This is a genomic window from Bartonella sp. AA56HLJMS, assembly GCF_042197145.1.
Lineage (GTDB): Bacteria > Pseudomonadota > Alphaproteobacteria > Rhizobiales > Rhizobiaceae > Bartonella.
Genome location: NZ_JBHIRL010000003.1, coordinates 90,971 through 112,175 on the forward strand (window position 1 = coordinate 90,971; position 21,205 = coordinate 112,175).

General features: G+C 38.7%; 19 protein-coding genes and 4 pseudogenes. 13 read left to right on the plus strand and 10 right to left on the minus strand.

The genetic code is table 11. The features are described 5' to 3' along the window. Nucleotides 1–808: 808 nt before the first annotated feature. Nucleotides 809–2,599 carry an ABC transporter transmembrane domain-containing protein gene (locus ACFINI_RS02925; protein ID WP_375645623.1) on the minus strand — a complete coding sequence of 597 codons (1,791 nt, stop codon included), beginning with the start codon at nt 2,597–2,599 and terminating at the stop codon, nt 809–811. 187 nt (nt 2,600–2,786) lie between these two features. On the opposite strand from ACFINI_RS02925, the gene rpmE reads away from it, so the two are divergent. The 5 genes and pseudogenes from rpmE to ACFINI_RS02950 all read left to right on the plus strand — a co-directional run bounded on the left by rpmE (nt 2,787) and on the right by ACFINI_RS02950 (nt 6,086). Beyond that, nucleotides 2,787–3,008: a 50S ribosomal protein L31 gene (gene rpmE, locus ACFINI_RS02930; RefSeq protein ID WP_005774581.1), complete on the plus strand. Its 222-nt coding sequence runs from the start codon at nt 2,787–2,789 to the stop codon at nt 3,006–3,008. Nucleotides 3,009–3,292: 284 nt separating this feature from the next. Further along, nucleotides 3,293–3,607, plus strand: a complete 315-nt coding sequence (locus ACFINI_RS02935; protein ID WP_375621001.1) for an ATP-binding cassette domain-containing protein — start codon at nt 3,293–3,295, stop codon at nt 3,605–3,607. Nucleotides 3,608–3,704: 97 nt separating this feature from the next. Then, nucleotides 3,705–3,902, plus strand: a pseudogene (locus tag ACFINI_RS02940) (ABC transporter); the annotation flags it as partial. A gap of 904 nt (nt 3,903–4,806) precedes the next feature. After that, nucleotides 4,807–5,238 carry a hypothetical protein gene (locus tag ACFINI_RS02945; protein WP_375645630.1) on the plus strand — a complete coding sequence of 144 codons (432 nt, stop codon included), beginning with the start codon at nt 4,807–4,809 and terminating at the stop codon, nt 5,236–5,238. A gap of 8 nt (nt 5,239–5,246) precedes the next feature. Next, nucleotides 5,247–6,086 carry a hypothetical protein gene (locus ACFINI_RS02950; protein WP_375645634.1) on the plus strand — a complete coding sequence of 280 codons (840 nt, stop codon included), beginning with the start codon at nt 5,247–5,249 and terminating at the stop codon, nt 6,084–6,086. Between the two features lie 496 nt (nt 6,087–6,582). On the opposite strand, the pseudogene ACFINI_RS02955 reads toward ACFINI_RS02950, so the two are convergent. The 7 genes and pseudogenes from ACFINI_RS02955 to ACFINI_RS02985 all read right to left on the minus strand — a co-directional run. Continuing rightward, nucleotides 6,583–7,268 (minus strand): annotated as a pseudogene (locus tag ACFINI_RS02955) (inositol monophosphatase family protein); the annotation flags it as partial. Between the two features lie 6 nt (nt 7,269–7,274). Next, the gene (locus tag ACFINI_RS02960) at nt 7,275–8,066 is read right to left on the minus strand and encodes an inositol monophosphatase family protein (protein ID WP_375633435.1); all 792 of its coding nucleotides are present in this window, start codon (nt 8,064–8,066) and stop codon (nt 7,275–7,277) included. Between the two features lie 11 nt (nt 8,067–8,077). Continuing rightward, nucleotides 8,078–8,653 carry an elongation factor P gene (gene efp / locus ACFINI_RS02965; protein ID WP_015856958.1) on the minus strand — a complete coding sequence of 192 codons (576 nt, stop codon included), beginning with the start codon at nt 8,651–8,653 and terminating at the stop codon, nt 8,078–8,080. Between the two features lie 459 nt (nt 8,654–9,112). Beyond that, a pseudogene (locus ACFINI_RS02970) lies at nt 9,113–9,523 on the minus strand (helix-turn-helix domain-containing protein). Nucleotides 9,524–9,688: 165 nt separating this feature from the next. Further along, nucleotides 9,689–10,732, minus strand: a complete 1,044-nt coding sequence (locus tag ACFINI_RS02975) for a tetratricopeptide repeat protein (RefSeq protein ID WP_375613198.1) — start codon at nt 10,730–10,732, stop codon at nt 9,689–9,691. 344 nt (nt 10,733–11,076) lie between these two features. Further along, nucleotides 11,077–11,442, minus strand: a complete 366-nt coding sequence (locus tag ACFINI_RS02980; protein ID WP_375611749.1) for a helix-turn-helix domain-containing protein — start codon at nt 11,440–11,442, stop codon at nt 11,077–11,079. Nucleotides 11,443–11,812: 370 nt separating this feature from the next. Further along, complete coding sequence (locus ACFINI_RS02985; protein ID WP_375611749.1) at nt 11,813–12,178, minus strand: helix-turn-helix domain-containing protein; 366 nt, start codon at nt 12,176–12,178, stop codon at nt 11,813–11,815. Nucleotides 12,179–12,675: 497 nt separating this feature from the next. Here ACFINI_RS02985 and ACFINI_RS02990 point away from each other — a divergent pair, with 497 nt between their 5' ends. Further along, nucleotides 12,676–12,864 (plus strand): antitoxin, encoded by a 189-nt coding sequence (locus ACFINI_RS02990; RefSeq protein ID WP_375645638.1) that lies wholly within the window; start codon nt 12,676–12,678, stop codon nt 12,862–12,864. Beyond that, nucleotides 12,864–13,127 (plus strand): type II toxin-antitoxin system RelE/ParE family toxin, encoded by a 264-nt coding sequence (locus ACFINI_RS02995; RefSeq protein WP_375645642.1) that lies wholly within the window; start codon nt 12,864–12,866, stop codon nt 13,125–13,127. The genes ACFINI_RS02990 and ACFINI_RS02995 overlap by 1 nt, the downstream gene beginning before the upstream one ends. A 299-nt stretch (nt 13,128–13,426) precedes the next feature. On the opposite strand, the gene ACFINI_RS03000 is transcribed toward ACFINI_RS02995, so the two are convergent. Further along, a complete protein-coding gene (locus ACFINI_RS03000; RefSeq protein ID WP_375645646.1) occupies nt 13,427–14,191 on the minus strand; it encodes a TIR domain-containing protein in 765 nt (254 codons plus the stop codon). A 311-nt stretch (nt 14,192–14,502) separates the two neighbouring features. Beyond that, a complete protein-coding gene (locus tag ACFINI_RS03005) occupies nt 14,503–15,165 on the minus strand; it encodes a thiamine phosphate synthase (RefSeq protein ID WP_375645650.1) in 663 nt (220 codons plus the stop codon). 365 nt (nt 15,166–15,530) lie between these two features. On the opposite strand from ACFINI_RS03005, the pseudogene ACFINI_RS03010 reads away from it, so the two are divergent. The 6 genes and pseudogenes from ACFINI_RS03010 to ruvB all read left to right on the plus strand — a co-directional run bounded on the left by ACFINI_RS03010 (nt 15,531) and on the right by ruvB (nt 21,199). After that, nucleotides 15,531–16,672, plus strand: a pseudogene (locus ACFINI_RS03010) (OpgC family protein). Between the two features lie 180 nt (nt 16,673–16,852). Next, nucleotides 16,853–17,371 (plus strand): DUF1465 family protein, encoded by a 519-nt coding sequence (locus ACFINI_RS03015; RefSeq protein ID WP_375620987.1) that lies wholly within the window; start codon nt 16,853–16,855, stop codon nt 17,369–17,371. 464 nt (nt 17,372–17,835) lie between these two features. Further along, nucleotides 17,836–17,970 (plus strand): hypothetical protein, encoded by a 135-nt coding sequence (locus ACFINI_RS03020; protein WP_375645655.1) that lies wholly within the window; start codon nt 17,836–17,838, stop codon nt 17,968–17,970. 977 nt (nt 17,971–18,947) lie between these two features. Further along, nucleotides 18,948–19,463, plus strand: coding sequence for a crossover junction endodeoxyribonuclease RuvC (gene ruvC / locus ACFINI_RS03025; RefSeq protein WP_375613206.1), 516 nt, complete (start codon nt 18,948–18,950; stop codon nt 19,461–19,463). Nucleotides 19,464–19,476: 13 nt separating this feature from the next. After that, on the plus strand, nt 19,477–20,091 hold the full coding sequence (gene ruvA / locus ACFINI_RS03030; protein ID WP_375611757.1) for a Holliday junction branch migration protein RuvA: 615 nt from the start codon (nt 19,477–19,479) through the stop codon (nt 20,089–20,091). A 13-nt stretch (nt 20,092–20,104) separates the two neighbouring features. After that, nucleotides 20,105–21,199: a Holliday junction branch migration DNA helicase RuvB gene (gene ruvB, locus ACFINI_RS03035; protein WP_375613207.1), complete on the plus strand. Its 1,095-nt coding sequence runs from the start codon at nt 20,105–20,107 to the stop codon at nt 21,197–21,199. Nucleotides 21,200–21,205 lie beyond the last annotated feature (6 nt).

The window sequence follows — 21,205 nt, forward strand, 5'->3', positions numbered from 1 at the left end:
TCTCACAAAGTTATAAGAAGCCCAAAAGTGCTAAAAAAGTCTTTGCTCTTTTTCAATAATATAAATCTGCAAACAGTGTTCAAAAAGTGTTCGTGTTTTTGAAAGAGAATAAAAGGATATTCTTGCAATAGAGAGAAGCGTATTTGTGAATTACAATTTGTCATGATTTTCAGTAAATACTATTGTTTAGAGCGGTGAGAGAGGGTATGAAAAGTTTTTCATATTCAGTTTTTTAAAGAGTGTGGTCAGTCTTTAGGGTAGTGCTTGTGTCCCTAGAGCCTATCAAGTGAGCCGCATAAGGGTTTCAGCAAGCGAGCACCTATTATACTTTTTGCCAGCGTATACTCTTTTGTCAGCGCCCCAATGTTTTGACAGCCCTTAGAACGTAAAGGGGCAAGGGAGGTATTTTACCTCTTTCTTGTACCGTTTTACTCCACACACCAACTCTGCTTGTGATGAGCAAGCCAAGAGATTTTGTTTGACTCACTATGAGGGTTTGACATGAGAAAATCCTATGGTATTCATGATCTTTCATGGAAAACAATGAATTATCCTTATAAATCAACGTGACAGTGCTGTTATGAAGAGAACTCCTTGCACATCTTAATAGCCCATAGCGATTAACTTGGTATCATTTTATATTCTGTACACAGAAGTGTCTTTATAAAAATACTCCATCTTGCGCAGAAAAAAGAAAAACATCTCAATGCTTGCTTTTCTTTTTTCCATGAGAGATTTAAATTGATAAGCCTGTCTGAAAAAAGTGCTGTTTATGCCCTTAAAGATATTGCTCTTGTATCAAGATTACTTATTCGGGTGAAAATTGGAGTTTTGCGAGGTAAGCATAAACGCCATTTTTTGCCACAAGTTCGGCATGGGTTCCTTCTTCCACAAGGGCGCCTTTATCCATAACAAGAATGCGATCTGCTTTTAAAATTGTTGCCAAACGATGTGCAATGATCAAGGTTGTGCGGTTTTGCATCAACCCTTCTAAGGCGTCTTGCACCAACTTTTCACTGTTTGCATCTAAAGCCGATGTTGCTTCATCAAGCAGCAACAGGGGTGCATTTCTTAAAATTGCCCGCGCAATACCAATGCGTTGTTTTTGCCCCCCAGAAAGCATGGTACCGCGTTCTCCTACTTGCGTATCCAAGCCATCTGGTAAAGCTTGAATAAATTCAAGTGCATTAGCCGCTTTAGCAGCAGCAAGGATTTCTTCTTCATGGGTATTTTCAGTTCCAAAAATAATATTATCACGCAATGTTCCATCAAAAATAGCAACATCTTGTGGAACATAGGAAATTGCACTGCGTAAATCTTGTAAAGAAAGGCGATTAATTTCCATGCCATCCAACCGAATTGTTCCATTTGTCGGATCATAAAAACGAAGGATCAAAGAAAAAATGCTGCTTTTTCCTGCTCCGGAAGCTCCAACAAAAGCAACCGTTTCGCCTGCTTTTACAGAAAATGAAAGCGAGCGTAAAACCTTCTCTTGTGGTCTAGAAGGATAGGTAAAATCAACCTGATCAAAAACAAGTTCACCTCGAACAGGTTGCTCCAATGATAAAGGATTTTTAGGTGCTACAATAGTAGGTTGTTCTTGTAATAATTCGGCAAGCCGTTCAGCAGCGCCTGCTGCTTGGATTAATTCTGCTCCCAGTTCCGATAATTGCGCAAAAGTAGAAGCTCCAAAAACCGCATAAAGGACAAATTGCCCTAATGTCCCTCCTGTCATCGTTCCATTCAAAACATCACGCGATCCAATCCATAAAACAGCAACCACACTGCTAAAAACCAAAAAAATTGCAAACCCCGTAAAAAAGGAGCGCAAGATTACAGAAGCACGTGCTGTTTGAAAAGCACGTTCTATCAATTGTGAAAAACGTATTGTAACGAGTTTTTCAGCGGTAAAAGCTTGCACAGTGCGAATAGCACTTACCTGCTCTGTAGCAACAGCATTGGCATCTGCGAGACGATCTTGCGCCGCGCGGGTACGAGAGCGAACTTTACGTCCAAAGACTACTAAGGGAATGGCCACAACAGGAATAGCAGCTAAAACCAACAAAGACAATTTAGCATTGGTGATCACCATCATTACGACGGCTCCGATCACGATAATCAGCTGACGCAATGCGGTAGAGGCGGTAGAGCCCACAGCTAATTTTATTTGTGTGGTATCTGTTAGAAGCCTTGAAACAATCTCTCCTGAATGTGACCGATCAAAAAAAGCAGGAGAAAGTTTCATAATATGGACAAACACATCACGCCGTAAATCGGCAACAATCCGTTCTCCTAAGGTGATAACACAGTAATAACGGGCTGCTGAAGCAAATGCGAGAAACAAGGCTAAGATAAATAAAATTCCAAAGTAAAAATTGATATGTCCATGGCTTGAAGTAGAAAACCCATGATCAAACATTTGGCGGATAGCCACAGGCAAAGCTAATGTGACTAGAGCAGCAACAGATAACGCTAGAAAAGCAAAGATAAACAACCAACGATAGCGCAAAAGATAAGGAACAAAAATTGCAAGCGAAGAGAATGAAGATTTTTTAGGGGAAGACTTTGTCGATTTTTCTGAACGAGAACGTAATGTCATAAAATTTTGCTCACTGTATTGGATTTGTAACACTTGATACAATGATGTATCTTGAACACTTGTTTTTTGATGCGTGCTCAGTTATAGGAATAAATACTTTAAATCAATGTATCAAAAAGACAAAGGAAGTGCACTTAAAAAAACAAGCAAGTGCTATTTCATTCTATAAACGCAAAAGGTTTGACGCATGAAAGCGAATATTCACCCCAACTATCATAAAATTACCGTTGTTATGACGGATGGAACCCAATATACGACGCGCTCTACTTGGGGAAAAGAAGGCGATACTCTTAATCTAGATATTGATCCAAGAACGCATCCGGCATGGACAGGTGGCTCCCAAACACTCGTAGATCGTGGTGGTCGTCTTTCTAAATTCAAAAATCGTTTTGGTAATATTGGCATGTAAAAGCCTCCTTTTATGGGGTACAAAGGTTTTAAACAAATCGATTGCAAACGATGAGTTTTTTATCCTATCAAAGAGTGCACTTTAAATATTAATTCAAAAACGCATCCGACATAAACAGATGGGTCTTAAATACTTATAAATCATTGTGGTTGCGTTTTTAAATTCAAAAATCATTTTGAATATATGCATAAATCCTTTCTTCCCTAGAGTATAAAGACTTGAAATAAAATAATTGTAAACTTTTCTTCTTTTTTGGAACTGAACATACCCATGGAGAGGAAATTTTGGCCGCTTCTAAAGCGGCCAATGCATTTGAATTTATTCAAGCTTTACCAGATGGCTTGGATACGCAAGTAGAAGAACGTGGTACCATGCTTTCTGGGGGGCAAAAACAACGCATTGGTATTGCACGCGCGATTTTAAGAAATGCAGCCCTCTTACTGCAAGCCGGCACCATCATTATATTTGCCAACTCGTGGATGTTGCTACAGCCCTTGGCACTTGAGATAATTTATTATAGGCATTTTAAGTTCTTTCTTAATAGTTTTTTATTCACGTGGGCTCTCTCCGCTTGGTACGTGCAAAAAACATGGTTTTGATTGGTTCACCATGGAACAGGTTTGAAATGAGAGAATCTTACGGTATTCGGGATTCTCATTCAACCTATAAAATAATGAATTATTATTATAAATCAAAATGTTGCTGCTTGATGAAGCAACATTTTCTTTAGATGCAAACAGTGAAAAGTTAGTGCAAAATGCCTTAGAAGGATTGATGCAAAATTGTACAACCTTGGTCATTGCCCATCGTTTGGCAACAATTTTAAAAGCTGATCGTATTCTCGTGATAGATAAAGGCGCTTTTGTGGAAGAAGGAACACACAACTCATTATAAAAAAATAATGTTTATGCGCATTTGGCTAAACTGCAATTCTCATCTGAGTAAGTGATCTTGATACAAGAGCAGTATTTTTAAGGGCATAAACAGCACTCTTTTCAGACAGGCTTATCAATTTGAAACTCTCATGGAAAAAAGAAAGGCAAGCATTGAGATGTTTTTCTTTTTTAATAGGCTGTTCTTTTTTTTTGCCTGAGATGAAGTATTTTTATAAAGACACTTCTGTGTATAGAATATAAAACGATATCCAGTTAAATCGCTATGGACTATTAAGATGAGCGAGGAGTTCTCTTCATAACAGCACTGTCACGTTGATTTATAATGATAACTCATTGTTTTTCATGAAAGATCTTACATGGAATTTCTCGTTTCAAATTTGATTATGTTGCATTAGTCAAAACCATGTCTCTTGCATATACCAAGCAGGGAAGATTGCGTGAAGTAAAAATACTTAAAGAAAGAATAAGTCTTCTTCATGAAGCGTCTCAAGTTTTAGGGGCTGTAGTAATATTGAGGGGATTAGGAAAGTGTATGATGATGTCGCTTTACTAAAAAAGAGCCGATAAATGAGTAGAAAGACGCTTTTTATCAATTTTATAAAACAAGGTGAGCACGCAGCCATGTTTTGCTGTGTTAGGCTTTTGAGTACTTTGAACCAATATTGTGGGAGTGCATTTTAAGAATTATAAAGCTCTTCTTAAAATTGCATAAATCATTAGAGCAGTACAATTAAATACAAATTGTTTTATTTTACCAGAAAAAATATCTATATTTTGTGTATTGTTTTTATTAAAATATAATATGTAGTGATTTTCAAATAAGATGTACACATAATGATACAATATCGAGGGATCGATAAAAGAGCTGCGTTAAATATTGGTGGGAATAAAAGAGAGCAAGAATGAGTGATCAGGATACTTTCAGAGTTATAGTAGGAATAGTTATAATAGGGAGCATAATCTATAGTCTTTGGTTAGCAAATTATCAGAAAAAGCAATTAATTGAACAACTTGAACAGTTTGAGAAATTACTGCAGCTAAAAGATCGAGAGTGCGCGATATACCAAAATATTATTGCACAATGGGAACAAAGGCTTGTTAAAAAAACTCAAAAAATATCGCCAAAATGGATTAAACAATGGGATGAAGAAGCAAAGCATTGGGAAAGAGATTTACTGGAGATAAAAAATCCTGAACATTGGCTATCTTCTGAATCGAGCGGACAATGGCCTTTGATGGTAAAAGATATTTGTATGCAAGGATATGGAGAAGCGTGGTTTTTGTATGAAAAGGCGCTGACAAAAGAACTGACTGATGAACATATCAAAAAATAAATGAATTAATGATGCGTCCAATTTTTAAAGAAACTTATCCTAAAGTTGTGCGATTCATGAGACAGAATGGTGTCACATTACGAAAGTTTGTGGACCCTTTGACGAAAAAAAAGCGCTATAAGCCTACAATGCTGTTGTTTCATTGGTGGTTATATATGATTGATGATATGATTACGGCTGAATATGAACAGCAACTACAAGACAAGGCTTCAGGATACTATGAAGAGTTAAAGTCTTTGGAAATTTATTATGAAGATATACCTAAATATACAGAATATGAAACGCTAGAAGAGATACTGTCTTGTTGGTATCTTAGTCTGCCTAGAGATGCTGAATTACTATGCATTTGTAAAAGAGAGCTTCTAGCATTATTGTATGATATTTCCAGTGCTTATAAAGCGGCAAGAAAAACTTTTATTTACTATAAGCAGCTTATTGATACGGTAAAAGAAGGATATATGGCCTTTGATAAGGATTGTCGTTACTCCACGGTTAGAAATGACATTGATGTTTGTAGAGAGAAAGATAAAGAAAAGAAAAAGGGGTTGCGTATTGCTAAAGAGACTCCAACATATGAAAAAGCCTATAAATTAGGAGTCATAGAATGGATGAAGTGGTCAAGTAAGAAATGTGATAATCAATGGATCTTTTGGAAAATGCTTGTCAAAATAGGAAATTCAAAAGAAAAATTAAAAATCATTTTTGGTGATGAAAAGGTAAATGCACTGGAAGAGGCTATCAAAAAAGATCAAGAACAGTTCGTGAGCGAATTTCAAGAAGCAATTCTCGAGAACAAAAATGTGCATTTTTATAAATCCCATGCCTATTTGATACATACTTTAGAATAATGCTGAAAAGAAGGAGAAGCTGGTAACAATTGTATGAATCGGTGAATTTACTGAAACCTCTGTTATCACACGCGGTGGTGAAACATATTGATAAGCAGTGAGAGTAATGTACAGCAGCTCTTACCAAAAAGGAGAGAGTGGGCTCTTCTAGAGTCAAGTTTTTGCGCGCAGTGTAAGAGTGATCTCTCAAGAGAAGTAGGAGAGGTTTTTGCCTCAGGTGCGATAATTGTTTCTTGTGGCGTTTGGTTGTGATGTTTTTTTGTTTATTGCCTTTTGCAGATTGTTTGGAGGGGGATTTGGATAACAGAAACGTCAATAAGGTAAGCTATTGGGGATTGCTTTTGTGGTGGGTATAGCGGGTATATTTTTTATTCGTGATGATGTTTTTGTCACTATCTAATCAGTTATTTCCTATCGTTATTTGAAAGAAAATTTAAAACTTTCTCTTCACGTGTTTTTTTAAAGTTCTAAGGGTTTTGTAAAAAAACTGTAAGAATTAAATGCTTTTTTGAAGTTTTTTTTTATAGTTTGATGCGAATGTGTTTATTGCAAGCAATGATGTGTTTTTGCGAAATATATCGCTGCTGCCTTCTTTATCAGTGACAAAAACACCGGTTTTGCGAAGCATCAGTATGCTGGTAGTTTTATCAAAAATGTGCAGGTTATCTCCCCAAAAACCATCGGTTTTTTCTGCGGCGACATAAGATAAACTCAAGAGCAGCGCTAAGACAGTGCAGTCCAGTAACTTCCATCATTATATTGCGTAATTCAATAAGATAGGCTCCATGATTTGGGCGACCAAAATGAGGCATTCCTGTGGCAATGACACAATCTTCTAGTCTGCGTCGAGCAGAAACGCGACAGCGGCGGTCATTGAAAAAAGCACCACACCCGCGTTCTGCGGTAAAGAGTTCATCACTCACGGGATTGTAAATGACACCACCAACGATTTTTCCTTGGCTTTCTAAGGCAATGGAAACAGCAAAAAAAGGAATGCCATGGAGAAAATTTGTGGTGCCATCTCAAAGGGTCAACAATAAAACGGTGTTGTGAATCTTCTCCAGTGATTTCTTCTGACTCTTCCATCAGAAAACCAAATTTGGGGTGTGCTTTGCTTAATTCATTGAAAATAATTTTTTCCGCTTTGCGATCTGCTTGGCTGAGGTCATCTGCTGGATTTTTTTAGGCTTAAATGCCTTTTTTGAGAACTCTTTCTAATTTTAGGCGAATGTGTTCATTTCCGGCAATGATGTTTTTTTTGCGAAATATATTGTTGCCGCCTTCTTTATCGGTGACAAAACCACCGGCTTCACGAACCATCAGTATTCCAGCAGCCATATCCCAAATTTGCAGGTTATCTTCCCAAAAGCCATCGGTTCTTCCAGCAGCCACATAAGCTAAATCAAGAGCAGCAGCACCAAAACGGCGAAGTCCGGCAACCTCTGCCATCACATTACGTAATTCAATAAGGTAGGTTCCATGATTTGGGCGACCAAAATGAGGCATTCCTGTGGCAATGACACAATCTTCTAGTCTGCGTCGAGCAGAAACGCGACAGCGGCGGTCATTGAAAAAAGCACCACACCCGCGTTCTGCGGTAAAGAGTTCATCACTCACGGGATTGTAAATGACACCACCAACGATTTTTCCTTGGCTTTCTAAGGCAATGGAAACAGCAAAAAAAGGAATGCCATGGAGAAAATTTGTGGTGCCATCTAAAGGGTCAACAATAAAACGGTGTTGTGAATCTTCTCCAATGATTTCTTCTGACTCTTCCATCAGAAAACCAAATTTGGGGCGCGCTTTGCTTAATTCATTGAAAATAATTTTTTCCGCTTTGCGATCTGCTTGGCTGACATAATCTGCTGGTCCTTTCAAAGACACTTGCAAATTTTGCACTTCACCGTAATCACGTACCAACGAGCGTCCTGCTTTCATTGCAGCTTGCACCATGACATTCATGACTGCAGAATGGGCCATTTTTTATTCCTTTATTTATCTTTTTCATTTGCGCGACGCAAATAAATCAATTCATTGGTGTCTACAATGATACGTTCACCAGCATTCATAAAGGGGGGAACAAGAATACGAATCCCGTTTTCAAGAATGGCGGGTTTATAAGAGGAGGTAACCGTTTGTCCTTTGATGGCAGGGTCGGCTTCTGCAATCGTGACAGCAACTTGATCAGGAAGTGAGATGCCAATAGGCTTTTCTTGATAAAGTTCAACTGTAACTGTCATCCCATCTTGGAGAAAAGCAGCACGTTCACCAACAAAATCCTTTTGAAGTTCTAGTTGTTCATAAGATTCTGAATCCATAAAGACCAAAGCATCCCCTTGTTGATAAAGAAAGGTGAAATCTTTTTGTTCAAGGCGCACGCGTTCGACTGTCTCAGCAGCGCGAAATCGCTCATTAAGTTTTGTACCATCAATCAAATTTTTCATTTCAACTTGGTTAAATGCACCACCTTTTCCTGGTTTTACAGCGTTGCATTTAACAGCAACCCATAAGCTTCCTTGATGTTCGATCACATTACCAGGGCGAATTTCATTGCCATTAATTTTCATCGTTTCTATCCAATTCTATTCTTGCAAAAAGAACTCTCTTGTTGTCTTTATGGCGCTTTTCTTTGCTGCCTTTAACAGTCAAGCTCTTTTGTTATTTTCGGGCTAAAATCCCTTTGATTAACCTTGCGGCTCTCTCATGGTCCTGTGTGCTCTTTATGGGCTTTCTCCTGCTTTTTGCAAAGAGAAAAGCTTAAGTAAAAAAGGACCTTTATGTATTTTTGCTTTTCAGCTCTTTGCAAGACCATAAAAAGCGCTCAGACGCAAGCTTTTTAAAAATTTGCACAAAAATTTTTTAGAATTTTGGGGGAAATTTATCCCGTTGTGTCGTAAAATATCATCATTGATGGCAATAATATAATTGATGGCAATGATATAATTGATGGCAATGATATAAGTTCCCTAAAACCATGAGATGTTTTTAATTAAGAATATGTGATGAATATGTGAATACGGAGTTTATTATAGTGTCTCATGGGATAGAGCGTGGTGTGTTATCGGAGGGTGTTCGTTTGTATTCTCATCAGAGATGAGCTGTAAAATGGCTCTTTGTTTTATCGAGGTTAGGACTCTAAATTTTTTGAGAAGCAGGTATTTTTCTGTACTTGATGCGATTTCATCATGAGAGTACGGGGGCTGTTGTTTTGTTAAGATATCAGCATAGAAAAAGGAAAGTAGAACATTTGAGATAGCGGCAATTTATTTTAAACGCCCTATGCTGACACGATTTAAGCCGTTTTCATATTTCTGGATTTGTTGGAAAGTGGCACCTAAATGTTAACCTAATGTTTTTTGAGACATTTTTAGCATTTTTTGTCTCAAACGAATTTTTTTATCAATGAAAATGTCGTTATCAAGATTTTTGGCTCGCATTTTAAAGCCCCCGCCGGTTGCGAGCGCCCTCGCGTTGGTATTCTGGGAGTCTAAAAACACTGACCTCAAATCAGCATTTTGCTTTTAGTGCTTAAAGCACCTGGACAGAGCACAATCTCCCGGAATTTCTATAAATTTTATCTTTTTGATGCAGAGAGGAGTATTTTAAAAAACAGGAAGGAGCTTTATTGCTTCTTTGTGCGCTTTTTCTAGTTGTGCCTTATCCATGCCTTGGAGCATTATTTCAAGATCAGGAGCTTGCATTTTTGCCTCCTTTGCGAGCATATACCATGCCGCTGCCATTATTATATCGCCTTTTGTTCCTGTGCCATCTCGATAAAGCCTTGCAAGGGAAATCTGTGCTGGTGCTACCATGTTGATAGCATTTCTTTGAAGTAAATGAAAAGCACGCTGAAAATCTGTTTCTCCTCCACGCCCCTGTACAAGCCATTGTGCTAAATGAAGTTGAGCTTTTAAGTGGTTGTTTTGAGCCGCTACCTCCATGAGCTTGCGGGCATTGCGATCATCTTTTGGTCGCTTTAACGTGCCTAAGGAAAGAATTTTTGCAGCAGAAAAAGCCGCTTCAGCATCGCCAAGAGCAGCACCTTTTAAGTACCATTTTAAGGCTTGCTCGATTGCTTCATTTTCACGACTTTGGGAAGAAACACCAGGGAGAGCTTGTTTTTCCTGTGAGGCTTTATAAAGAAGCAGTTGTCCATAATAAAAATAGGCTTCCTTGACGCCTGCTTTGACAGCTTTTCGAATGAATTGCGCACCAAGTTCTTGATTTTGTTTTATAAAGTTACCATCAAACAACATAAGTCCATAGCGTAGTTGTGCTTGGGGTTCTCCCTGTTTTGCAGCGCGTTCAAACCATAAAGCAGCACGCGCACCGTCAATAGGAACAGCACATCCTTCCATATAAATTCGGGCAAGAAGAGTTTGTGCAAAAGGATCATTTTTTTCAGCACGTCGGAGTGCTTCACGAAAAGCTTTTAAATAATAACCTTGGATGTAATAGTCATAGGCTTGGTCATAGTCTCCAGCTTTTAAGGGCTGAAAGGGTTCTTGAGTGTTTGAAGCTTCTTGAATCGTATTGAAAGAGCTTTCAGAATTTGAGATTTCTTCAGTGTTTCCCGCTGAACTTACAGCAGAACTTGCAAGCCCAATCACGCCTAAGATGAGCAGCTTCACGCTTCTCTTGATCATGGTGTTTTCTCCTCATTACCGATCAGAATTTTCACATTTTTTTTTCATCATTACAAGCCGTATAAGAATTTCATTTCTATATTACTTTTTATCTCTCAGTTTTTCGTCTTGGTTCAAGGTAGGGTTGGGTAAGTTAAAAAAGTAGCATAAATGTCGACGAGAGACAGACTGTTTAAAACAGTCCTGTTAAAAATAATAATGATGAAGGGTTATCGTATGTAAAGATGCTTATCTTCTATTATATCAATGGCTTCTCCCCCTAAAATGAAAAAATGCTTACAATGGAGGTTGCTTTTAAAAATACGTATGAATGCTTATGAATAGCGCACGCTATCCGTGTGATGTTAGCTTGCATTCTCATCAGAGATCAGCTGTAAAAAGGCTTTCTTTTTTACCGTTGTTAGAACTCTAAATCTTTTGAGCAGCAGGTATTCCTCTGTGCTTGATGCGATTTCATCATGATGATACGGGGGCTGGTGTTTTGTAATGATATCCGCGTAAAAAAAGGCAATAGGAACATTCAAAATATCAGAAATTTCCATTAAACGCCCTGCGCTGACACGATTTAAGCCGTTTTCATATTTTTGAATTTGTTGGAAGCTGACGCCTAAAGCGTGCCCTAAAGTTGTTTGAGACATTTTTAGCATTTTTCGTCTCAAACGAATTTTTTTGCCAATAAAAAGATCAATATTAAGATTTTGAGATTGCATTTTTCCCCGCCGGTTGCGAGCGCCCTCGCATGAGTATTCCGGGAGCTTGAAAATACTGAACTCAAATCAGCCTTTTTGCTTTTAGTGCTTAAAGCACCTGGACATAGCAAAAACTCCCGGAATTCCGGGATACCCACAAAGTGGGATAAATTCATGTTTGAGTTTTCGGGTTTTCAAGGCCCTATTGATCGTTGCGTATGCGACCAAAACATCTTCTAATTCATAAAGTAATTTTAGGAAATTTACAATAAAAATTAAAATAGTGTCTCTTAACGTGTCGTTTCTTAAAATGGAGGGGTGGCATGTTTTGCATTCAAGCAATAAAGTGTTCACAAAGGGGACTTTGAATAGCACACACTATCGCGTGATGTTAGCTTGCATTCTCATCAGAGATCAGCTGTAAAAAGGCTTTCTTTTTTACCGTTGTTAGAACTCTAAATCTTTTGAGCAGCAGGTATTCCTCTGTGCTTGATGCGATTTCATCATGATGATACGGGGGCTGGTGTTTTGTAATGATATCCGCGTAAAAAAAGGCAATAGGAACATTCAAAATATCAGAAATTTCCATTAAACGCCCTGCGCTGACACGATTTAAGCCGTTTTCATATTTTTGAATTTGTTGGAAGCTGACGCCTAAAGCGTGCCCTAAAGTTGTTTGAGACATTTTTAGCATTTTTCGTCTCAAACGAATTTTTTTGCCAATAAAAAGATCAATATTAAGATTTTGAGATTGCATTTTTCCCCGCCGGTTGCGAGCGCCCTCGCATGAGTATTCCGGGAGCTTGAAAGTACTGAAATCTAATCAGCTTTTTTTGCTTTTAGTGCTTAAAGCACCTGGACATAGCAAAAACTCCCGGAATTCCGGGATACCCACAAAGTGGGGTAAATTCATGTTTAGATTTTCGGGCTTTCAAGACCCTCTTGGTCGTTGCGTATGCGACCAAAACATCTTTTAATTCATAAAGTAATTTCAGGAAATTTACAATAAAAATAGTTTTTTACTTACAAAATTTGTTTTTTAATGAGAGGCTATCTTCCTCTTAAATCTCTCTGGAATGATTGTCAAAATCATGACATTAGCCCCCGTGTTTTTTGAGAGGGTTAAAAAGCCTTAAGTTTTAAGATCAAAAGAACTTTGGACGCTTAAAAGTTAAACATTTTCAATTCGCTAATATTAACAACATAGCCAAGAGTAATTATCTTCAATATTCAGGAATAGAAAGGACATATATTATGAAGACCACCCTTTCTCCGCTAATTTCAGAGTTCGAAACCGTTGAACAGGAAAGCAGCTACACTGCATGGCTGCGCGATAAGGTAGCGAGCAGTCTTGCAAATCCATATCCTCCTATTCCGCATGATGAGGTTATGGCTGAAATGGAAGTTATAATCAGTCAGCTTGAAGCTGAACAGAAAAAGTGATGCTTCCGGTTGTTTGGTTGTCTTCGGCGCGCGACGATTTGCGTCAGATTTTAACTTATATTGCTCGCGAAAATCCATCTGCTGCGCGCCGAATGAAAAGGTTTTTGGAAGCATCCTTACTGCCATTGGCTGAACATCCATATTTATACAGACAGAGTGAGAAGGTATTAGGATTACGAGAAATTGTAGCGCATCCAAATTACCTTATATTGTATCGAGTAGCTGCACATCAAATCGAAATTGTAGCTGTAGTACATGCCTGACGTGAATTTCCTATTTTTCTTTAATCTAATCAGAGGCTATCTGCCTCTTAAACCTTTCTGGAACAATTACCAAAATCATGACAACAGCCCCGCGTTTATCAAAGAGACAAAAATGATCTTCTACGGTAGTGAATTCACACGCGGTCTCTTCATTAAAATTTGCACAATCGCTTGCTGTTTGAATAAGGGGGGAGGTGATCGTTTCTTTGTGCTATAGGATGTGTGTCTGTGGAATGTGGTGAGGTGCCTTGTGATTTTGGGTGTGCGCTTTAAAAAATAAACATAAGCATTATTCAAATTTAACGTGATGCTGTAGTAAATTTTTTTGCATCTAATTTCTTTGCATCTAAATTGAAGCCGGCTTCACATAGTCGATGAGAAAGATCTTTAAGTGTTTCTTTTACGTGTTCTTTAAAAGGAAGGTATATAATTCCATTAATATCTGAAGGGAGTTCAAGGTCTTGTTTTTTTAGAATAGCGACATTTTTGCGAGAAAGCGCAGACATTAACATGCCCATTTCGAAAATAACGTTTTGTCGCGCACGGGGTTGTGCTGCTTTTTTGCCGGCAGATTTGGCATAGCCTATATCATCGGGAGTAAGCAGCACAATACCAAATTTTATGAAATCGCTACAGATTCCTTTTTCTAAAGCTTCAATGATGGTTAAGCCATTCCCGCCAGTATTTTGTAAAATGTATGGTTCAAGATTAAAATCATTAAGAATAGATGTAAGTTGCTTTAGGGCAGTACGGTCATGACCATGAACGATAAAAATTTTTTTAGGAGAAGATTCTAAGGTATTGGAAGCAGTCTTTGGAGAAGGATTCGTTGATGTTTCTTGTATGTGTTTAACCAAAGCTTTTTCTAGATTTGTCACAGCGGATTCTTTGCCTTGAACGTTGATTGTTCCTGTGCTTTCATACCAATTAATAACGCCTCCTTCGGAGGTTTTGATCTGATATCCTTTAGAAGAATTAAGTGATAGAGACTTAATTTCTATGATTTTATATCCAGCTGTTTTAACTATATCTTTAAGGTCTTCGAAGGTTCCGCTATATTTCACTGTTTATATTCTTTCAATATTGCTGGCTATTAATATAAAATGTTGGTTTATTTTTATAACTATTTGAATTTAAATAGCTTTATGATTTCATGTTCTTATACGATGCACAAAAAGAAACGGTCACCTTCCATTCAATTGATTGAAACGTGGGAAAACTTGACTAAATGATGGGAAATTTTACTGCGTGATAAAGCGATCTGATTGAATTGTGAATGAACGAAACGAATTTTTCTCCTATTTGTATATGCCGTTATGTGCTCTATATAAGAAGCACGAAAGTTAACGCTTTATTTATAAATTCTCCTCCTATATTACAAGGGGGTTTTCTCACATTTTTCTTGCATTGTTTTAAGCAGTATTAAGGGGTTGTCGTTCCTCAAAATGACTTCTTCTACAGCAATGAATTCACATCCAGTCTTTAAGACTTCATCAAAGGTTGAAAAATCGCTTCCTGCTTGGATAATGGCGGGGGTTTGCATAATTTCTGCCCACCATGTTGCTAACTGGAGATTGCGGGGGTGCGCTTGGGGTTTTTTATCAGCCCCGAGTTTTCCAAAGAACAGGTAATCAACACCTGTTTCCGCTGCAAGCATAGCACTATGGCGATTGCGTAGATTGCCAAAGCCTATGATTTTTTGTTCCTTTTGCTGATTTTTGAAGCTTTCAAGAGCGTTAAGATCATCTTCTATGTGTAATCCATCAGCCTTTATGCGCCCAGCAATGCGGCTGTCATCAGCGATGAGAAGGGCTGCGTCATGATGTTGAATATCTTCTGCGTAAGTTTGCGCTTGTTGTTGTAAAAAAGAGCCATCATCTTTCAACCTTTCAGAATCATAGAGGATGACGCATGCAAAAGACTTTGTTTGCAAAATTTGCTGCAAAAATGTGTGTGGGGTGTTGCGCCGAACATCAAGTGTTAAAATCAACTGAGGGAAAAGAGGTGGATCAATTGGTTTATTTTTTTGTTGTGTCATGTCAAATCCCTGTTTCTTAGAAAAAATAACGCTTAAAAATTAAAGTTTCATTCTATTATGCTTATTTGCGATGAAAGTGACCACCATTTTCACGTAATTTAAAGGATTTGTGGGTGTGTGGAAGCCTGTTTATGAGAAATGAGAGTGTTTTTAAGCATAATATGTTACCTTTTCGCTGTGATACACGTATGGACGCTTTTCGTTCTTTTGCCTTTAAAAAACTTTTGCTTTTAAAAAAATAAACGCTTAAAATGAAACTTGACTCTTAAAAATTAAAATTTCATCCTGTTCATGCTTGTTGGCAATAAGGGTAAGCACCATTTTTATGGGACTTCAAGGGGGGTGCAACGTGTGGGAGTCCACTGATGAAGTACCAAGGTATTCTTGAGCATAATACTCAACCTTCTCATCGTGATACACGCATTGACGTTTTTCGTTCTTTGGCCTTATTGACGATTTTCATCAACCATATTCCCAGAACGATCTATGAGTCTTTTACTCATAGAAATTTCGGTTTTTCTGATTGTGCAGAAGTGTTTGTTTTGCTTTCAGGGATTGCTCTTGGGTTAAGCTTTCATGGACGGTTACAGCAAAAATCCTTTGCTTTTATTATCCGAAAACTTTGGTACAGAGCTCTGCAGCTCTATGGGGCATATCTTTTTACGACTTTTGTCACGTTAAGTCTTTTTTTTGCTGCCTTTTTATTATGGCGAACAGAAAAACTTTTATCGATGAACAACGTGGGACTCTTTTTTAAAGAGCCTGGTATCGCATTTTTGAGTACCTTAAGCTTTGGGCATCAATTGGGATATAATAATATTCTTCCTCTTTATATCGTTTTGATGTTTTTTGCGCCTTTTATCCTTTATTTGAGTTGTAAGCAGACAAAATGGCTGCTTTTGGGCTCCTTTACACTGTATCTTATCTGCGGATTTTATAAAATTGCTCCTCCTTCTTATCCTTTAAAGGGAAAGTGGTTTTTAAATCCTTTGTCTTGGCAATTCTTATTTGTCATAGGATTGACCAGTACTTTAGCGCTTAAACAAGGAAAAAAATCGCTTTTCAGTCTTTTTGGATTGTTTGTGCGGCAGCGTATCTCTTGTTGGCGCTGTTATGGGTTCGCTTAAACTGGTGGGGCATTTTGGGGTGGCTTGGCTGGTCTTCCCCATTGTTGAACTTTAATAAAACCTTTTTAAGCTTGCCACGTTTACTCCATGTTCTTGCATTAGCCTTTCTCATTCTTTCTTTGCCGCGCATCAATAAATGGTTTTATGTCTCTCAGAAACATCCTTTAGCAATTTTAGGAAAACATAGTTTACCGGTCTTTGTAACGGGAACCATTTTTGCGATGTTTGGACAAATTATAAAAACAGTGATGACAGAAACGTTTTTTTCCGATACCCTCTTAATAATAACGGGTATTGCTTTGCAATTTGGAGTCGCTTATTATTGTGAAAAACGGCAATCTTGGCAGTGGTCCTTTTCAAGGAAAATGATCCGTTTATAAAAAATATTCCTGTAGTGTTTGTTGGGCACGTTAACCTTAGTATAAAAAGTGCGTTGCGCAAAAAAATTAAAAGAGGTAGCAGTTTTAAAAAAAAGCGTTCTATACAGCAACAAAAGAAACTTTTTAATACTCTATTCGTTAAGGGGTATGATTTTGTGCTGATACTTGGAGTATAAAAGCGTGAGTGTACATAAACGTCCATATGATGAACCTATTATCATGATTGAGCATAATGCTTTTGAAAATGCTTTTAATCGTCTCTATGAAGAAACAATGGCGCTGATTGAAAAAACCGCAGCGTATATTGACTCAGAAGGGAAATTAGTAGCACGCTCTCTTTCGGCAGAGGTTTCTGCAGTTTATGCGAAAGAGGCTATGTATTTAAGTACACGACTTATGCAAATCGCTTCTCAACTCCTTCTTCTTCGCGCAGAGCGTGAAGGGGAAATGTCATCAGAACAAATAAAAAAAGAAATTGTAAAAGTATCTCTTCATACACCGACATTGGAACTTGAAACCCCTCATTGGCAAGAACTGCCAGAAACTTTTCGCCAATTTGTTTCTCATTCATTGCGTTTAGAAGCGCGCATAACCTATATGCGTGCTGGGTGGGAAACTGCGGCCTCCTCTGCTCTAGAAGATGATAATCCAGTAGGAAAACAAATCGAATTGCTCAAAACAGCCTTTGGGCGTTCTTAGAGGGACTCCCCTTGCTTTGTGCGAAGGAGAAATATCATCAGAACAAATAAAAAAAAGAAATTGTAAAAGTGTCACTTCATACACCGACATTGGAACTTGAAACCCCTCATTGGCATGAATTGCCAGAAACTTTCCGTCAATTTGTTCTCGTTCATTACGTTTAGAAGCGCGCATTTTTTTCATTTAGAGATGCTGCTGTAGTTTAAGCGTTCTGGTCAATAAGGGGCGGCTTTATCTTGAACGATGATAATCTAGTGGGAAAACAAATCGAATTGCTCAAAACAGTCTTTGGGCGTGCTGAGAATAATAGCTCCTTGCTTCTTTCTTGCGATATTTAGAGCAGTATACCCATTTTTTTTTACAACCGAAATTTCACAACTAAAACTAATCTAGAGTGCTTTTTTCTGCCTAATTTTATTTGAGCGTAGGAAATATCTTGAGCTTATAGCTGAAGGGTATAGGTATTGATTGTAAATTATGGCATGGGATGGAGTATGGTTGGTTTTGTGGGAAATCGGCTTTGGTTGATTGCAGCTGGAATACTTTCTGTTGATCTATCGTGTGATTTTGTTTTGGCTCTGATAATGATCTGGCTCTAAGATAGAGTAGGGGCTTGTACATCAATTTATTTGTGCTCTATAATTTATGCCTATAAAGCTGCTGTAAAGTGTGTGTTAATGAGGATGATACACATTGTTACAGTTTTTGGGCTTCTTTTGTTTTGAATGGAAGGTATTTTCCCTCGCGTAAAATAAAATATCCAAAATAAAGTGCCATATAATGAATGTCCCATGGGTTCCCTGTGCCCCTATGCATGTTCCTCTCTATGAAATGTTATTGTGGTGTGATGGGTATATTCAAAAACACCTCTCAGTTCTTATTCATATCCGTTGAGCCTCTCTCATCTTTACGCTTGCAAAGGAGAAAGCCGGCACGATCATCATCTTTGCCAGTCCCCAATGTTGCGGCAGCCTTTGGAACTTGAGACAATTCATTAGAAGCATTTTTAGTCCTTTCTTGTACAGTTTCACTCTATACGGCAATCCCACGTTTCATATGTAAGAGAATGGTTTTGATTGCTTCAATATAAACAGATTTGTAATGAGAAAATCTTAGGATATTCGGGATTCTTATGCAACATACAAAATAATTAATTATCTTTGTAAATCAATGTGTTGAGTTATTGTGGTAGCGTCATGCTATAATGTAAAAAGTTTCCGCAAAGTGTATACTATCCATTGCATAGCCTCTTTACACATTATGAATGTGCAATTCAGCATTCTCTCTTTGCTCGCTTGCGATGTTTAACCGTTATGGCATTGGATATGATATAGAAAGGGAATTTTTATGCTTTAGAGGGTGCTTGCTTGTGATGTGTGAATGGTTTTGATTGATTTCAGTTACGCTTCATAAAGTATGTTCCATAAAGATGCTGTTCGTTGTGTGTTATAATTGTATAAATTTGGGAGGATGATTATCTTTTTACTGGTTTTGTCTTGGGTTGCTGGTTTCTTTGTGGTCTTGTCTTTATTCACATCTTTATTCACAGGGGGGAAAAGTGTATAGACTGTAGTTTATGGCAGAGACGATTCGTATTATAGGCATTGATCCCGGATTACGGCGTACAGGGTGGGGCGTTATCGATGTTGCGGGTAATCGTCTTCAGTTTATTGCAGCAGGGACGGTTTCTTCTGATGTACAGTGTGAGCTGGCTTCCAGACTATGTCAGATCCACAAAGGTCTTTCAGAGGTTGTGCATCAATTTATGCCCCATGAAGCCGCTGTAGAACATGTATTTGTCAACAAAGATGCTACAGCAACTTTAAAACTTGGCCAAGCGCGTGCAATTGCACTGCTGGTTCCTGCGCAAGCAAATCTTCCTGTTTTTGAATATGCGCCCAACAAAGTGAAAAAATCAGTTATTGGGGTTGGACATGGGGCTAAAGAACAAATCCATATGATGGTCAAAGTTCTCCTCCCACGGGCTGAATTTGATAGCAGTGATGCGGCTGATGCTCTTGCTCTTGCTCTTTGTCATAGTATGCACCGTAACAGTATTGACCGATCTTATCAGGCAAGGATGGCGATATGAGTGGGGTGGAAGCATGATTGGCAAATTAAAGGGCACTCTTGAACATATCTTTGATGATCATATCCTTCTTGATGTTCACGGTGTGGGGTATGTTGTTTTTGTGTCAAATCGGCTGCGTCCTTCTTTACCCTCTGTTGGGGAGGCGTTAAGCCTTTTTATTGAAACGCATGTTCGGGAAGACGCAATCCGCCTTTTTGGTTTTGCTACAAGAGCTGAACAGGAGTGGTTTTGTCTTCTACAAAATGTTCCTGGAGTAGGGGCAAAGGTTGCTTTGGCAATCTTGGGTACTTTATCGCCAGATGAACTTGCACAGGCTATTGCTTTAAACGATGTTGCGATGATTAGTCGAGCGCCAGGCGTTGGTAAAAAAGTCAGTGAAAGAATTGTGGGTGAACTGAAAAGTAAAACACTCCCCTTTGAACAAGCTGTCAAGACTGTTTCGGTTTCTCAGCGTGAGATGACCAATCAACCTGCGCATGATGCGCTTTCCGCGTTGATGAAGCTAGGGTTTGAACGGGAGCATGCATCTCGTGCTCTTGCTCTTGCGATGAATGCTCTTGAGGGGGAAACTGTTTCTTCTGCCCTGCTGATCCGCCATAGTCTCAAATTGCTTTCTTCTCCTACTTAAAATCAAGGTAACAATGCATAAAGATGAAGATAAACGCCTTCTGGGTTCCGCCCCCCTTCCTAACGATCCAGATCGTTCCTTGAGGCCACAAGTTCTCGATGACTTTATTGGTCAAGAAGCGGCGCGGGCTAATTTAAAAATATTTATTGAAGCAGCAAAAACGCGGCAAGAAGCGCTGGATCACGTTTTGTTTGTAGGGCCACCGGGGTTGGGAAAAACAACGCTTTCACAGATTATGGCAAAAGAATTAGGCGTTAATTTTCGCTCTACTTCAGGGCCGGTCATCGCTAAAGCAGGAGATTTAGCCGCTCTCTTGACCAATCTTGAAGAACGTGATGTCTTGTTTATTGATGAAATTCATCGCTTAAATCCGGCGATTGAGGAAATTCTTTATCCAGCCATGGAAGATTATCAACTTGATTTGATCATTGGGGAGGGGCCGGCCGCACGCTCGGTGAAAATTGATCTGGCTAAATTTACTTTGGTGGCAGCAACCACACGTTTGGGGCTTTTAACCACACCTCTACGAGACCGTTTTGGCATCCCAATTCGTCTCAATTTTTATACGATAGAAGAATTGGAATATATTGTGCAGCGTAATGCACGACTTTTTGCCGTTAAGATCAGTGATGATGGTGCTCATGAAATTGCACGCCGAGCACGCGGGACGCCTCGTATTGCCGGACGGCTTTTACGGCGCGTTTGTGATTTTGCTCTGGTTAAACAGGCAAAACAAATTGACCAAAAAATCGCCGATGAAGCCCTTTCGCGCCTTGAGGTTGATCATCTTGGGCTTGATCCGCTTGACCGCCGCTACTTGCTCCTGATTGCGGAAACTTTTTTAGGGGGACCGGTGGGGATTGAAACGATTGCTGCTGCTTTATCAGAACCACGCGATGCCATTGAAGATATTGTTGAACCGTATTTGCTCCAACAAGGTTTTATTCAAAGAACCGCTCGTGGACGCATTCTAACTGAAAAGGCTTGGAGCCATTTAGGGCTTTCTGCTCCAGCCTCTACAACGTCTATACAAAGGCGTTCTCAACTTTCTGATGCTCAAGACAATTCATCACTTCAGACATCTTTATGGGATGGGGAAGATGATTAAGACATT